This is a genomic window from Blautia sp. 1001283B150304_161114_C9, from assembly GCF_015668165.1.
Lineage (GTDB): Bacteria > Bacillota > Clostridia > Lachnospirales > Lachnospiraceae > Blautia_A > Blautia_A wexlerae.
Genome location: NZ_JADPGO010000003.1, coordinates 29,442 through 45,133, shown reverse-complemented (window position 1 = coordinate 45,133; position 15,692 = coordinate 29,442). Strand labels below are relative to the sequence as shown.

Below are 15,692 nucleotides of genomic sequence, written 5' to 3'. Positions count from 1 at the left end.
CAATATAGTCCTTCGGGTATCAGGAAATGAAAATAAAGAGGAGGGAACAAATGAAAAAATTCTATTCGTGGTATAAAAAACATATTACCGTAGCAATCTTTACCGGTCTGATCCTTGGTATCATTACCGGACTGTTTCTGGCAAACCGTTTCGAACCGGTACTTGCCATCACAAGCCTTATCGGAAGCATTTACATGAATGCCCTGAACATGATGATCTTTCCACTGGTCTTCTGTTCCATTATCATGGGTATCTCTAGCATCGGTAATGCCCGCACAACCGGCAAGATCACAGCCGGCGCCATGATCTTTTTCCTGTGCACCACAGCACTTGCCAGCCTGGCAGGACTGATCATCCCGCGGCTGATCCATCTCGGTGAGGGTGTTAAATTCGAGATGGCAACTTCCGACATCCAGGCAACTGAGATGACCAGCATTCTGGACACCATCAAAAACCTGATCCCATCCAACCCGGTTGCAGCTTTCACAAACGGAAACATGCTTCAGGTACTTGTATTCGCAGTCATCGTAGGCTTCACACTTATCACTATCGGTGAAAAAGGTAAAGCACTTCTGAATGTAATCGATTCCTGCAATGAAGTCTGCCTGAAAGTAATCAGCACAGTTATGTACTTCACACCTATCGGTGTATTCTGTACTATCGTTCCTGTTGTAGAAGCCAACGGTACAGAAACCATCATTTCACTGGCAACTCAGCTGATCATCCTGTATGTGGCATTCTTCGGCTTCGCCCTGGTCATTTACGGCGGCTCCGTAAAATTCCTCGGCAAAGAAAGCCCTGTAAAATTCTTCAAAGCAATGCTTCCCGCAGCTCTGAACGCATTCGGAACCTGTTCCAGTTCAGCGACCATTCCGATCAGTAAACAGCGTATGGAAGACGAAATGGGCGTATCCAACAAGATCACAAGTATTGCCATTCCTCTTGGCGCTACTGTAAACATGGATGCCGTATCCATCCTGATGTCATTCATGATCATGTTCTTCGCCAATGCATGCGGAATTAACATAAGCATTTCCATGATGATCATAATCCTTCTGGCAAACGTACTCCTGTCAGTAGGAACCCCGGGAATCCCGGGCGGTGCCATCGCATCCTTCGCAGCCCTTGCAACCATGGCAGGTCTGCCGTCCGGTGTCATGGGCGTTTATATCAGCATCAACACACTCTGCGATATGGGCGCAACCTGCGTCAATGTTATCGGAGATATGGCGGGGTGTGTGGTTCTGAAAGAGAAAATCAAATTAGAGGATTAACCTTTTACCCAAACAATAAAAAAGGAAGCAAAATCGAGGTATCCGGATTTTGCTTCCTTTTTACTATACATTACAGTCCTTACAGATACTAACTGAATTCCACTTTCTCCTCATTTGGGTTCTCAATAGTCAAGCGGATATTCGCAATCCGCTTCGCTACTTGCTCATAACCGAATAACTTCTCCATAGACGTTCCATAATTTGAAAACCTCCTGTCATCTTCTTTCTCAAATTTTAATCCACGCTCCCGCAAGGGGAGTGACGAAAATAAACATCTGATAAGATATAATAATCCCAATTTCAATCCACACTCCCGCAAGGGGAGTGACAAAATGCCTGTATTTAGTGCCATCCGAACAATCATTTCAATCCACACTCTCGCAAGGGGAGTGACAGTTTCTAACGCTGTGATTTTTGCTAACAGAGATTATTTCAATCCACACTCCCGCAAAGGGAGTGACCATCTGCAAAGTCAAGCAGTCAACCATTAAAGCTATTTCAATCCACACTCCCGCAAGGGGAGTAACGAGTTACATCTGCGACAATATCTGTCAATACAGAGAATTTCAATCCACACTCCCGCAAGGGGAGTGACAAGACCCGTCCGAGAGACAGGCTGCAATTGCTCAATTTCAATCCACACTCCCGCAAGGGGAGTGACCTTCTGGTTTCTTTGGCTCTATATCGAATTCTGGAATTTCAATCCACACTCCCGCAAGGGGAGTGACATAGTCTTTCCTCCATCGTTTGACCATTTAATATATTTCAATCCACACTCCCGCAAGGGGAGTGACTAGTTCTTTTGAGAGATTATCCAGATTTTTAGCTATTTCAATCCACACTCCCGCAAGGGGAGTGACCGTAATCAATTCCTACACTTCCGGAAACTTTATCCAATTTCAATCCACACTCCCGCAAGGGGAGTGACCATAATCGTCCTTCGACATCTCACGTTGTTCGGGATTTCAATCCACACTCCCGCAAGGGGAGTGACGAGAGCAACTCAGCAGGAATATGAAAAGATAAAAATTTCAATCCACACTCCCGCAAGGGGAGTGACCGGAGCCAAGCCTCCATAATGTAATTAATTAAACAATTTCAATCCACACTCCCGCAAGGGGAGTGACGTTGTGCTTATGTCGATGCAGCTGGTCCAAAATTTATTTCAATCCACACTCCCGCAAGGGGAGTGACTTCAACAAAACCATTTAATTTATCCGTATATGCCATTTCAATCCACACTCCCGCAAGGGGAGTGACCAAAAGCTCATAGAACACAACTCACATATAGGTATTTCAATCCACACTCCCGCAAGGGGAGTGACAGCAATTTTTACCAATAATTACATTTCAATTTTGTCATTATCTTCTAAAGTAACATTTCAAAATCACCTGTAATTACTGATACAAATAATTATATACTACCATTTATCAGATAACAATTCTTTTTTTCTGGTGCGAGTCTTCTAAAGAATTTATGTATTCTTAGCATTCGCACCTCTCCTGATTGGCTTCAAAACTTTTTCCATCATAATATCAGCATATCATCTGCTGATATTCCTCTTTCTATTCCCATGTGCTCTATTTTAGATTTATAATTATTTCCCAGATAATAAAATCTTAAACTATCTGTCTTTTCATCAATAATATTCGCCAAAGCAGCCTTAAGGGTAACGCATTGTGCACTATCCAAGATGCATTCAAAAACTGAATTTTGGACACGTCTTCCATAATTAACACATTGTTTTGCTACTTTCCGTAATCTTGCTTTTCCGGCTGCCGCTTCTGTATTCACATCATAGGTTATCAGAACAAGCATCTTTTATCATCTCACTTCCATAAAAATGGGGGATATGCATCCAAATCGCCTCTCAAGTATCTCGCTAACAACATGGCTTGTACATAAGGTAACATGCCCCATTCAACTTTTTCTCCAAGAAATGGATGAGTAATTACCTCTTTCTTCTTATTTTGCCATTCAGTTAAAACCTGTTTGCGCAAATCATCATCCATAAGTACTGCTCCATTTTCTTTTTGTTTAAATTGCTTACCATTTATCATCCTTTTATTAATCAGAGACAGCACAAAACGATCAGCCCAAACCGCCCGAAATTCTTCTATCATATCCAAAGCTAAAGATGCTCTGCCCGGTCTCTCTGTATGTAAATATCCCACGCATGGATCCAGGCCAACAGTTTCTAATGCAGAAACAATCATATTCGTCAATAATGTATATGTAAAGGAAAGCAACGCATTTACTTTATCTACCGGCGGTCTTTTGTTCCTGCCATGAAAGAAAAAATCCTTCTTCTGCTGTAGAATCAATTCATCAAAAACGCCAAAATAAACACTTGCAGCTTCCCCTTCATATCCCCTTAATTGATCTTTTGATTCTGCATTCTGCACTAATTGCATCGAATCTTTCAATAACATTGATGCATTTTTAACTTTTTCTTTATCAATCTGCATTCCATGATCTCTGATTACCCTCTCAAGAACCCATCTAGCATTATAAATTTTTCCCAAAATACAATTTCTGGCTATATCAAGGCTAACTTGTTCATCATGACTGCTTGCATATTGTTTTTGACGCAAAACTACATTTCCTCGCACTTTACCATTTACACGTGCCAGAAATTTTCCCTGTGGCGTAAGATAGCATAATGCTATATTTCTCTCCACACAGGCACCCATTAAAGCCGGACTTGTTCCACGATATCCAAAGGAGACAATTCCTTCCAAGTTATGCAATGGAACACGTCCTTTCACCTTTTCATCTTCAAGAATCACTATATTTTCTCCATCCAAAGCCAGATAACTATTTTCTGAAGTAATATATAATGTATTCAGTAATTTCTTCAAATTTCCTCCTCCACCAGTACCTTTTGGACATATTGTTTTGCTGACCCTGCTTTTCCCATTTTAGGCAGACAAATATCCTTCAAAGAACATCCATTACATTTTTTGCTCCATTTTACTTTCGGTGTATATTTTCTATCATAGTATTGATGCATCTCTGAAAACATTTCATTTACCTTCGTACGTAATTGATTTGTAATCGCTATAGATTCCCTCCGCCTTGTTTCACCATAAAAAATCGCTCCTTCAGAAATATTTGTAGAAAACATTTCTTCCAGACACATAACCTGAGCGACCAGCTGTAATATATCTTCTTCTGATTCTTTAGGCTTACCCTTTTTGTACTCTACAGGATATACCGTATATAGTCCCCGATGTCCAAACAGTGTTATTCCATCTTCAGCTTTATGAAATTCTACCATATCACACTCTCCACTGACTCCCATTATTCTGGAAGAGACAGGTAAAGCTCTTACATAAAGTACATCTTTTCTTTTTTCCTGCAAATATGGATCATGAACCTTTTTATGCATCAATTCTCCAACCACCGTATGAACATTTTCTGCCCATTGTTGTTCAATATGAATCAATGCCCACTGACGTCTGCAAAATTCAAAATGCTGAATGCCTGAAATCATCAAATAATCGTCTTCCTGATATTCCATTATATTTTCCTTGTCATTTCTACACTTTCCGGAATCTGTTCCTCATGAATATTCACCACGTAATCCTGATACTGTCTTGGATAAAGTATATCTTCTTTTCTTCTGACTTCAACAGCATCAAATAATTTATAAGACGGGCAATCACCCAATTCTTTGCTATGTTTAAACACGATCAGCTCTCTCACAGCCATTTTTCCTCGTGCTGCTGAATGATCATGTTCAAACATATTAATAATAGCTTCCCATAAAAGTTCCAGATCCTCTTCAGAAAAACCTGTAACTTTTCGAGCTAAGTTTGCAGAAATATATCCTTCTGCTCTGTACAATGCGTAAGGAACTATATTCTTTCGTCCCATCTCTGTACTCTTATTTTCCGCATCCTTTTCGGTCGTAATTGCAACCCTTGTAATTGTTACTTCCTGTGTAATAATCGGATCAATACTTCTTGCAAATCCAAGTTGAACAGGTCCTCTTACCTGTCCACAATTTAATGCCGCTTTCACAAAAGTTGTCATAACCGCACCAAATGTACGGATATCATAAAAATTCCTGCACATAAAATCCCGTATTTTTTTATCTGCGTCCGGATCTTTCTTTTTCAATTCTTTAACTGACTTATCATCAACCCCAAGATATTGATATGCCCGATTATCGCTTCTGTTTAAAGGAACATCTTCTTTAATATAAATCCGATATCCTTCCTCATCTTCTTTCACTGTTTCGATATAGTTACGTATTTTCCTTTTCAGACATACATCCGTAACCAGACCATAACCACTTTCCGGATCCATTCTTGGCATATTTCCGGCATCCGGATCGCCATTTGGATTTCCATTTTCCACATCAAAAAGAATTACAAATTCATATCTGTTTTTAATCGGTTCTCCCATTTATTTATCCCCCTTTTTTTCAAATCGTTTTTGTATCTGATGATAGTAACCCAGTGCAAAACTTCCCTGTTCTTCTAATGACAAACGTGTCGGGAAATTTTCTATTCTTCCGAATAAATCTGTCAATATTTTTTCATAATAAACTTTCATTGCCTCTTTTTGCTTCTCTAATTTCCTTATATGGCTGTTTTTCAGCCTTATCAATATTGGAAAAACTGAAACTGGTGTCGTACTGGCCGAATTATAATATCTATCCTTAATAGTCGTATTGATTCCCGGATTTGCCTCCTCCTGAATTGCTTCCAAAACAGCAAAAATTCTTCCCAGTACATAAGCCTTTTCATTTGTGTTTTCATTTAGTCCCACAAAATCCCCCTCCTTTATTATAGTTTTATTCTTTAATAAATACGCCTTTATAATAGCTGCCCTTCCTCTGGTAACTTTTCCCTGCTCGCACCTGATACGAAGCAGCACACTACCATACAGACTTTCAGGATATCGTCCCCCTGCTAAAATAGCCTGCAGCGTTGCAGCAGCCATATTAGCTTTGGGCTTTTTATCTTTTGAATTTTGGTTTACGGTTTCCTGCAACATAGAATTTACTCCCAGATACTCTCTGCTATCCCACTGCGGTTTCACAACATCCATTCTTCGATAATGCTCCTGAAGATTTTCCAAAATATTACCAAATTCATTCTGATAAAAAAATCTTACAGACAAACGGGCAGCATTAGGTGCTAATCCTAATATATAAAATTTCTGATTTGTGTTCAGTTCTATATCATCCACAACCACAGGACGATTTTCTGACAAAGCTTTAAAAACTCCTTTTATAGTTTCCTGATTATCTACCTGCGGTTCCAATGACATAGAAAAAATATCCTGATAAACGTCCTCTCCATCTTCAGACCAAAATACAATAGAAGTATCACCAAACTGAAAAACAAACTCTCTCTGAGCTAATAAATGGTTAAGAGCAGTTGTATAAGCAAACGCTGCATACTGTCCAACAGGTGCATTATAGCTCTGCGATTTCCCATAAGACTCAAAAGCAGGTGCATTAAAAGAAACAAGAGCCGCACCACTGGATTGTGCTCCCTGCACTCCTTTTATCGTTGTATGAATGCGGGCAATTTCTGTCTTTTCACCTGTGACCAGACATATCGCCTGGGCATCATCCGGCTTTGTTTCCTTTATCTGATTCCAAGCTCTTCTTATCTCATCGTCATCCTGAACATACTGCACCATAAGCATAAAGATCAGATTTCCACCCGATGTTATTTCATCCCATATCTTATTAATTTCCTGGCATTCTCTCGCTTTATCCGGATTCCATTTCTGAAAAAATTTTTTTACTGCAGTAGCTGTTTCATTGTGAACATCCTGCAAATATTTTATATGCAATTCTTTCGCAGATTCAAAACACTCTCTGACTCTTCCACTGCTTCCTTCTTTATCAATCCCTAATAAATACTTAGAGTTATCGCACAGAAAATTAGGCAATACACCAGATGATCTGGAAACCATCTGTGGTACTTCCAGATTAGCAGGAACCATTACTGTTTTTTTCCCTCTTGTTTCTTCCTGACGCAAATCAACAATTCCCAACACAGTTCCATCAATCCCAAGCCTTATTGCATAAGATACTTTTGCACTGCACCATCCAGGTTTTGTTACCTTTCCTTTATCTGCCAGCATTTCATAATGCTGAACCAGTGACTGTAAGATCATCTTATCACCTCACAATCTCTGAGATTGATAACTCCATCTTTCATAAGCGCTCTGAAAAACATTGGCTGAATATTATCCAGATCTGAAAAATCCATATCGTAAAGCATAAAGCCAAGATCTTTTTCTCCGGAATATGCCGTTTCAATTTTATCATCTTCACATAAACAAAAATTCGCCGGAAATTCTCTGCATCCAAAATATGGCGTATGATAACATTCTCCTCGTTTCAAACGGCGCATAATAATATCTTTGAACTTCCCCGGATTATCTGATTCAACAGCTTTCTCAGTCATTTCAAAATGTGCCTCTATTACATAAGATACGTCACGTAATAATAAAGAGGCTCTCTGAACAATATCGGATTTTGTACTAATATACAACGGCTTATCCGCACCATTATATACCGGCAGTACATTATTAGATGATATCTTACTTTTAACTTCATTTCGCCTTATACTTGTAAATTGAACAGGTTTCTGAACATAAATTTTATCAATCACCCACTTCATTCCCGGATGCCAGTAAATTGCTTCCAATATTCCTCTTGCTGCAGAAGGCGTAATCACATCATAAGAGCATCTTTCTACCTTCATTTCCGGTCTGGAAAACAAAGCATATTCACCCCAGACCTTCACTTTTACCCCAATTCCCACAGACTGTTCCTCCCTTCGGATATCTTTATTCCAATATTTCTCCAGCTTTATAACATTCTGCTATATAATCACGCGACTGAAAATAAAAATCCGTGTTATAATTCGATATACTCTCATCCAGCCAGGAATGATATACATCCCATATCCCGTTTACAATCTCTGAATCCTGATAACAGTCTTCAACCACCCGCTCATAAACTTCACCTATTGTCCAATAATCCGGTATAAGATATCTGCAATCTCCAACATTGTCGAATTCCCCCTCTGGAATCTGACACTCTTCTACAAATTCTGATGCAACCTTTTCAATTGGTTCACAATGAAAAATATCCGCATAATCATAAATCCGTTCCAGTGTTTCTTTACCTATCAAGTCCAAAATAATGCAACGCTTTTGTTTACGAATACGTCCTATATATTCAATCAGACTACACGTATAGAATAAATTACTGTTATTTTTTGTTCCCATAGACTTCCTCACTTCCTGTAAATGTCAATGTATCTAACGCAGAAATCGTGTGAAAGCTAATCTGATGCGTCGGATGATTAAATTTAGCAAGCTCCCAGAATGCAGCTCTGGATATCTTTCCGTCCACAAAAGCTTGTACATAATTAAAGATCGTATCATCAGCCATAGGACCTTCTACAATATCATAAGTATGCGATTTTCCTGTCCTGCATGCAGCAATAAAATCAAGCCATTCATCTGTCATTTTCTCAAACTTTAAATATTTCAATGCAGGATTGGGAATATAATCATAACTGTTTATATATCCCTTTTTTCCATATCTGGTTGCCCACCGCTCTGCCTGTTCTTTATAAATAGTGCAATAGAATCCAAAATAAAAATCCTTATTAAAAGTAGCTTTTCTCACCTCTGGAAATCTTACAATTTCTTTACTTCCGTGATATAGTATCATTTTTCCTCCATTTTATAATTTCAATTTAATTTATGGTTATTTACATATCTGCATGATACTCTTTTATATAACAAATATCAATATGTATTCTTTTTTTGTTGTTAACTTTTTTCGTAATATATGATATTGTTACAATTGTCTTTTGATTTTATATCAAATGTGGATTGAAATAATTTTATTTAAGGTCATCTTTATATCCAGCCAAAGCAGAGAAGTGTCAAATGATATTTCTCTGCTTCGCATTTATTTAACAAAACAACACATTTCCCCCATCAGATATTTCTCCAACCTTCAAACCACATTCCCATGTATACAATTCCACATCCCTCAACATAAAGAAATCTTCATTATTTTCTTCCGAAATCGGCAACAACATTCCTGCATCTTCCAATCGCCTATATAAATTTTCATACACATTTACAACGTATTTTCCTGCTTTTCTCATCAGTTCCTTTGTTGCGCCTTTTTGTTGTATCTCCCTTAAAATCGCCTCTGCCTCTTCTTCTTTACTTATAAAAATACTTTTGGTATTCTGCTCAATCAGTTTAAACTCCTTCGCAACTGTTGCAAAAGGATAAATGTTATGATGAAATTGCTCCAGGATTCTCTTTTTATCCAATCCTTCTCCCTGAAAATAATATAATGTTTCAAAATATTTTCTGATAGCTTTCTGTGATGTAATATCATCCTCTGTTTCCAAAACATATTTTGCTGCTTCAATCTGTTTGTTCTGGCCTGGAAGACTTTTAGTTCCTTCAATCTGAAATATATACACCAGACTTTCCTCTGCTGCTCTTTTCCCTTCCCTATTACATCGCCCAGCAGCCTGAATAATCGAATCTAAACCTGCAAGTTCCCTGTAAACTGACTTAAAATCAAAATCCACGCCCGCTTCTACAAGACTTGTTGAAATTACAATACACTTTTTATTTTCCAGCAACCTCTCTTTAATTTCAGAAATCACTCTGTGCCTATGAGCCGGATACATATAAGTTGAAAGATAATAAACCCCCTCTCCTCTTACCTTCTGATAAATCTCATTCACCCTGTCTCTTGTATTTAGAATACATAATGTCTGATTTTCCTTACTTATCATATCAACCAGTTTCTGTTCTGAAATCGTATTTAAATTATGTATATTTGTTCTCTTAAAGAAACTAAATTGCTGATCTACACTTGAACATAGTTCAATTGCTTTCATTCTTTCCGTAAAAAACGGCTGCAATGCAGGCTGGGTAGCTGTACATAAGACTGCACTGCATTCATAATGTCTGATTAATTCCTCTATAACCGCTACACAAGGTTTCAAGTAATCAAGCGGCAACATCTGAGCTTCGTCAAAAATAATCACACTATTAGCAATATTATGCAGTTTTCTGCATTTTGATGATTTATTAGAAAACAATGATTCGAAAAACTGCACATTTGTTGTCACTATTATAGGCTTATCCCAATTTTCAGCTGCAAGTTGCATTGGTTTCAATTCTTCACTATTCTGATACTCTACATTGCAATGATTTTCTAATACATTTTCATCTCCCAAAATCCCTCTGAATACCTGTGCATTCTGCTCAATAATACTTGTATATGGAATCACATAAATAATTCTGTCCATATGGTGCTTTTGCGCATGCACAAGAGAAAATAACAATGAAGCAATTGTTTTCCCGCCTCCAGTCGGAACTGTAAGACAAAATAAATCTTTATCTTTTTCCCCATCTCTAATACATTTTTTCAAAATTTTTGTTCTTCTTCCATTAACAGTATCTGTCTCTGAAGTCTGTAACCATCCATTAACATATTGCATTGCCTTCTTTAATAACCACTCCATTGACTGACCTTTATTTCGCACCACATTTCCCTGTTGCATAAATTTTTCTGTATCAAGATAATCTGCATCCACTAAACCAGAAAAAAGCATTCTGATCAGCATACTAAAAATAAATGCACTATCTTTTTCTCCACCTCTGTATCCAGAATTAAACGGAAGCGTTTTTAATGAAGGGATTTCTATTTCATTTCTAAATTTGTCATATGGCTCAATTTTCTTTTTCAATCGTCCCATCATACTTTTGCATCTTCCATCATCACTTATTTCTCCAGTATCCGGCAAACCCGCATGATGCCCGGCAATACAATATGCTAACAGTACATAAAGTCCTTTTAAATCTCTGCACAACTGCGCACCTGCTGTAGCATGATCGACCCTACATTCTGCACCCTTTATATGTTTTTGAAATGCATCTGAATATTTTCCAATATCATGTAACATTCCACAACAATATCCCCATTCTTCACATCCAAAAACTTTTGCGAACTCAGCTGACAACTGCGCTGTTCCTTCAAGATGTTCCTTAACCGTCTGAGCGCGAGTACCATCTTCTGTAATATGCGCTAAAGAACTTTTACTCTCATCAAAATTCATGATTTAATCCTTTCTCCTACATAGTTAAGTATATTTTAACATTTCTTATCGCTTTATACTTTCCAAAATTATTTATCTTTTTTTGTACAATTTTCCATAATCTTCAGAATTTTCTTATATACAAACCAACTATTGCAACTACAAATTTCTTCCAACAAACTCATCCATTTCCCCGTACACAGCCAACAACCAGCGCGAAGCAGCGTCTCTCTGCAGGTGAATTTGGAGGGGGCTTAGTAACTCTTAGGTATGGGAAATCCGCGTTATGAAGAAAAATAGCAACCTGTCTGAGCGGAGTCTGCGACGGAGCGAGTTTTGCATTTTTCTTCATGCTTTTAGCGGATTTCCCCCACCTTAGAGTTACTTAGCCCCCGAAACTGAACCTGCAGAGAGATGCTGCTTCGCGCGTCCCTTATTGTCTGTGTACGCCCCACACCAACAAACTTCCCCCAAATACTTACAAAAACCTCTTGACTTTCAAAACAAACAGCGTTAAAATTGCTTTAGCTTTTTAAACAGCTAAACCTATAACGCATAAATTCAACGAAGGGAACCAGTAAAAACAGTCCCCCTGTCCTCAGAGAACTGCAGTCCGGTGAAATGCAGTGACAGACCTGTTTCGAATATCATCCCCGAGAAGGAAAGCCGAACCCTTGAATACAGCCATCACAGATATTGCCGTATTCACAGTAAGCTTCCCCGGCCGCCCCCCGTTACAGGAGCCGCGTATATCGGTACGTTGCAGAATCGTACTTGTTTCAAAGGTGAAACAGGGTGGTTACGGAATATCATATGTCCGTCCCTGCGTGGGGCGGACTTTTTTTATGTTATAGGAAATTACTCCATAATATTCCCATAACATAAAAAAGCCCTGACACACGAGACATACTTTCTTTTCCAGGCTGTCGATCTGAAACCGAAACACTACTTCTGTTTTTCGCAGACAACAGAATTCACCACAGATGAAAAATGTAACTAATTACATATTATAACCATTACATTCCATCTGCCTTGAATCTGCTCCAAATTTCGAAAAACAGCAGCAAATTTTTTGAGAGGAGTAGAGAGCATGAAAATCTACAAAAAAATCATGAACGCACTGGCTGCAGTAGAAAAGATCGTCCTTGTGATCTCCACACTGCTGATCCTGGTGCTGACTGTGGGAAACGTATTTTCCCGTAAAGTCATCCACCGTTCCTGGTCCTTCACAGAAGAACTTGTAGTAGCGGTATTCGTACTCATCACCCTGCTGGCAGCCGCACTGGCCTGCCGCGAAGGAGAACTGGTCAGCCTGACACTGGTCACAGACCGTCTTCCAAAGAAACTGAAGAAACCATCCGTAATTCTGATCACAGTCCTGAGCATCATCTTCAGCGTCATCCTTTTCAAATACGGAATGGACAAGGTAATCACTCAGCTTCAGAATGGAAAAAGAACCTTCGTATTAAACTGGCCTGAATGGATCTTCTGGTCCTTCGTACCCATCGGTGCAGGATGCATGATCCTTCACTTCATTGAATTCTGTCTGGACTTCTGCTGCAAAACCGACAGCACCAAGAATGCCGACAACAGCACAAAAAGTAACATGAACACAATCACAACAGACAAAAAGGAGGACAAATAAATGATCAGTGCAATCTTATTTATCTCCTTCTTCATATTCCTGATCCTCGGTGTGCCGATCGGAATCTGCCTCGGACTTTCCTCCGTATGCGCGATCCTCTACTCCGGTACATCCCTGACGATCGTAGCAACAAACATGTACTCAGGAATCAGCAAATTCCTGCTCCTGGCAATCCCGTTCTTCGTACTGTCAGGAAACATCATGGCAAAAGCCGGTATCTCCAAACGACTGATTAAATTCGTTGATACCTGCGTAGGCCACAAAAAAGGCGGTATCGCCATCGTATGTGTTATCGTAGCCTGCTTCTTCGGCGCGATCTCCGGTTCCGGTCCTGCAACTGTTGCAGCCCTTGGTGCTGTACTGATCCCGGCCATGGTAGAAAAGGGCGGTTTCTCCGCACCATTCTCCACAGCATTGATGGCTACCTCAAGTTCCATCGCCATTGTCATCCCGCCAAGTATCGCATTCGTTGTATACGCATCCATCACAGGCGTATCCATCGCAGATATGTTCATGGCAGGTATCGTTCCTGGACTCCTTATGGGTGTGGCACTGGTAATCGTAGTAATGCTTGAAGCAAAGAAACACAACATCAAGCCATCCAGAGAAAGAGCTACCGGAAAAGAACGCTGGGACGCTTTTAAAGATGCTTTCTGGGGATTCCTGATGCCGGTCATCATTCTGGGCGGTATCTACGGCGGTATCTTCACACCAACAGAAGCAGCAGCCGTATCCGTTGTATACGGACTCTTCGTAGGTATGGTCATCTACCGCGAAGTTTCCTTCCGCGATATGTTTGACATTCTGGTAGACTCAGCAAAGACAACCGGCGGTATCATGCTCATCGTAGCAAGTGCCTCTCTGTTCTCCTTTGTATGTACCAAATTCGGTATTGCAGATGCAGCCTCCAATTTACTTGGAAGCATCGCACACAATCAGTTTACCTTCCTGCTGATCGTAAATATCATCTTCCTGATCGCAGGATGCTTCATCGATGCAAACTCTGCTATGTACATCTTCATTCCGATCATGCTTCCTGTATGTAAGGCTCTTGGATACGATATAGTAGCATTCGGTGTTATGGCAACTGTAAACCTTGCAATCGGACAGGTAACTCCTCCTGTAGGTGTAAACCTTTTCGTAGCAATCAGCATCAGGATCAAAAAAGGTCTGGAAGTTACTCTGCAAGAGATCTCAAGGGCAGTTGTGCCAATGATCGCAGCCTGCGTTGCAGTTCTTCTGATCGTTACATACATCCCGATCACCTCCACTTTCCTTCCGAAAGCTCTTGCAAAAGAAGGCTCCTACACAGGTGATCAGTCCTCCGCTTCCTCTGACACAGCTTCCAAGGAGGCAGGAAACGGCAATAACTCCTTTGACACAATCGCAGATTACAGCGACCTTGACTGGCCGGAAATGACCTGGAACTTCGCATGCTCCACTACTGAGACAAGTACATGGGCTGATGGCGGACGTAAGTTCGGTGAACTGATGGAAAAAGCCACAGGCGGCAAAGTCAAAGTCAACATTTACGCTGCTGACCAGCTTACAAACGGCAACCAGTCCGAAGGTATTCAGGCTCTGATGAATGGTGACCCGGTTCAGATCTCCATGCACTCCAACCTGATCTACTCTGCATTTGATCCACGTTTCAACGTTGTTTCTCTTCCGTTTGTCTATGATTCTTACGACGATGCAGATGCGAAATTCGATGGCGAGGCAGGTGCAAAGCTGAAAGAAATCCTCAGTGAGTACGGACTCCACTGCATGGGTATTGCAGAGAACGGTTTCCGCGAAATCACAAACAGCAAACATGAGATTAAATCTGTAGACGATATGAAGAACCTGAAGGTTCGTGTAGCAGGCTCCAACCTTCTGATGGAATGCTACAAGAGATGGGGCGCTGATGCCACAAACATGAACTGGTCTGAAACTTACACAGCACTTCAGCAGAACACAGTAGAAGGTCAGGAGAATCCGCTTCCCGCTATCGACGCTGCAAGTGTTCAGGAGGTTCAGCCTTACTGCTCTATGTGGGATGCAATTTATGACTGTCTGTTCTTCTGTATCAATGAAGACATCTACAACAGTCTGACACCAGAACAGCAGGAAGTTGTTGACGAAGCAGGACAGAAAGCAGTTGAATATGAGCGTTACATCAACCGTTCCGGAGATGACGAGATCAAAGAACGCTGGGCAAGCCAGAACGGTGTAACAATCACAGAAAAAGAAGACATGGACATCGACTCCTTCAAAAAAGCAGTTGACGGTATCGATGACTGGTTTGTAAACGAACTGAAGAGCCAGGGCTATGACGATGCCCAGGATCTGGTTGATCTTTTCACAAAGGACTCCTTCAACACAGTGGAAGATTACAGTAATCTGGACTGGCCGGAAACAACCTGGAACTTCGCATGCTCCACTACTGAGACAAGTACATGGGCTGATGGCGGACGTAAGTTCGGTGAACTGATGGAAAAAGCCACAGGCGGCAAAGTCAAAGTCAACATTTACGCTGCTGACCAGCTTACAAACGGCAACCAGTCCGAAGGTATTCAGGCTCTGATGAATGGTGACCCGGTTCAGATCTCCATGCACTCCAACCTGATCTACTCTGCATTTGATCCACGTTTCAACGTTGTTTCTCTTCC

General features: G+C 40.3%; 12 protein-coding genes and 1 CRISPR repeat array. Of the genes, 3 read left to right on the top strand and 9 right to left on the bottom strand.

Going from position 1 to position 15,692, the window contains the following annotated elements; all coding sequences use genetic code 11:
* The first annotated feature begins 50 nt into the window (after positions 1–50).
* Positions 51–1,274: a dicarboxylate/amino acid:cation symporter gene (locus I4V44_RS02310; protein WP_196002255.1), complete on the top strand. Its 1,224-nt coding sequence runs from the start codon at positions 51–53 to the stop codon at positions 1,272–1,274.
* 231 nt (positions 1,275–1,505) lie between these two features.
* Positions 1,506–2,599: a CRISPR direct-repeat array (repeat unit 32 nt; unit sequence ATTTCAATCCACACTCCCGCAAGGGGAGTGAC).
* A 203-nt stretch (positions 2,600–2,802) separates the two neighbouring features.
* Here the strand turns inward: I4V44_RS02310 and cas2 are convergent.
* The 9 genes from cas2 to cas3 all read right to left on the bottom strand — a co-directional run bounded on the left by cas2 (position 2,803) and on the right by cas3 (position 11,417).
* Complete coding sequence (gene cas2 / locus I4V44_RS02305) at positions 2,803–3,093, bottom strand: CRISPR-associated endonuclease Cas2 (RefSeq protein WP_196002254.1); 291 nt, start codon at positions 3,091–3,093, stop codon at positions 2,803–2,805.
* A gap of 11 nt (positions 3,094–3,104) precedes the next feature.
* The gene (gene cas1c / locus I4V44_RS02300; RefSeq protein WP_118571930.1) at positions 3,105–4,136 is read right to left on the bottom strand and encodes a type I-C CRISPR-associated endonuclease Cas1c; all 1,032 of its coding nucleotides are present in this window, start codon (positions 4,134–4,136) and stop codon (positions 3,105–3,107) included.
* Positions 4,133–4,798 carry a CRISPR-associated protein Cas4 gene (gene cas4, locus I4V44_RS02295; protein WP_118571931.1) on the bottom strand — a complete coding sequence of 222 codons (666 nt, stop codon included), beginning with the start codon at positions 4,796–4,798 and terminating at the stop codon, positions 4,133–4,135. Before cas4 ends, cas1c begins: the two co-directional genes overlap by 4 nt.
* Positions 4,798–5,688, bottom strand: a complete 891-nt coding sequence (cas7c, locus tag I4V44_RS02290; protein WP_118571932.1) for a type I-C CRISPR-associated protein Cas7/Csd2 — start codon at positions 5,686–5,688, stop codon at positions 4,798–4,800. The genes cas4 and cas7c overlap by 1 nt, the downstream gene beginning before the upstream one ends.
* A complete protein-coding gene (gene cas8c / locus I4V44_RS02285; RefSeq protein WP_196002253.1) occupies positions 5,689–7,419 on the bottom strand; it encodes a type I-C CRISPR-associated protein Cas8c/Csd1 in 1,731 nt (576 codons plus the stop codon).
* Positions 7,416–8,072: a type I-C CRISPR-associated protein Cas5c gene (gene cas5c / locus I4V44_RS02280; protein WP_118586014.1), complete on the bottom strand. Its 657-nt coding sequence runs from the start codon at positions 8,070–8,072 to the stop codon at positions 7,416–7,418. The genes cas8c and cas5c overlap by 4 nt, the downstream gene beginning before the upstream one ends.
* Positions 8,073–8,097: 25 nt before the next feature.
* The gene (locus I4V44_RS02275; RefSeq protein WP_196002252.1) at positions 8,098–8,541 is read right to left on the bottom strand and encodes a hypothetical protein; all 444 of its coding nucleotides are present in this window, start codon (positions 8,539–8,541) and stop codon (positions 8,098–8,100) included.
* Positions 8,525–8,992 carry a DUF3990 domain-containing protein gene (locus I4V44_RS02270; protein ID WP_119253982.1) on the bottom strand — a complete coding sequence of 156 codons (468 nt, stop codon included), beginning with the start codon at positions 8,990–8,992 and terminating at the stop codon, positions 8,525–8,527. The genes I4V44_RS02275 and I4V44_RS02270 overlap by 17 nt, the downstream gene beginning before the upstream one ends.
* A gap of 247 nt (positions 8,993–9,239) precedes the next feature.
* Complete coding sequence (gene cas3, locus I4V44_RS02265; protein ID WP_196002251.1) at positions 9,240–11,417, bottom strand: CRISPR-associated helicase Cas3'; 2,178 nt, start codon at positions 11,415–11,417, stop codon at positions 9,240–9,242.
* A gap of 1,069 nt (positions 11,418–12,486) precedes the next feature.
* Here cas3 and I4V44_RS02260 point away from each other — a divergent pair.
* Together I4V44_RS02260 and I4V44_RS02255 are read left to right on the top strand one after the other, a co-directional pair.
* The gene (locus I4V44_RS02260) at positions 12,487–13,041 is read left to right on the top strand and encodes a TRAP transporter small permease (protein WP_196002250.1); all 555 of its coding nucleotides are present in this window, start codon (positions 12,487–12,489) and stop codon (positions 13,039–13,041) included.
* Positions 13,042–15,692 (top strand): TRAP transporter large permease subunit (locus I4V44_RS02255; RefSeq protein ID WP_196002296.1); only part of this gene is annotated, 2,651 nt, incomplete at its 3' end. It lies immediately after the preceding gene.

Excerpts from the sequence above, each read along its gene's own strand:
- cas8c (WP_196002253.1), bottom strand. The coding sequence starts at position 7,419 with ATGATCTTACAGTCACTGGTTCAGCATTATGAAATGCTGGCAGATAAA.
- I4V44_RS02275 (WP_196002252.1), bottom strand. The coding sequence starts at position 8,541 with ATGGGAACAAAAAATAACAGTAATTTATTCTATACGTGTAGTCTGATT.
- cas3 (WP_196002251.1), bottom strand. The coding sequence starts at position 11,417 with ATGAATTTTGATGAGAGTAAAAGTTCTTTAGCGCATATTACAGAAGAT.
- cas2 (WP_196002254.1), bottom strand. The coding sequence starts at position 3,093 with ATGCTTGTTCTGATAACCTATGATGTGAATACAGAAGCGGCAGCCGGA.
- cas4 (WP_118571931.1), bottom strand. The coding sequence starts at position 4,798 with ATGGAATATCAGGAAGACGATTATTTGATGATTTCAGGCATTCAGCAT.
- I4V44_RS02260 (WP_196002250.1), top strand. The coding sequence starts at position 12,487 with ATGAAAATCTACAAAAAAATCATGAACGCACTGGCTGCAGTAGAAAAG.
- cas7c (WP_118571932.1), bottom strand. The coding sequence starts at position 5,688 with ATGGGAGAACCGATTAAAAACAGATATGAATTTGTAATTCTTTTTGAT.
- I4V44_RS02270 (WP_119253982.1), bottom strand. The coding sequence starts at position 8,992 with ATGATACTATATCACGGAAGTAAAGAAATTGTAAGATTTCCAGAGGTG.
- I4V44_RS02310 (WP_196002255.1), top strand. The coding sequence starts at position 51 with ATGAAAAAATTCTATTCGTGGTATAAAAAACATATTACCGTAGCAATC.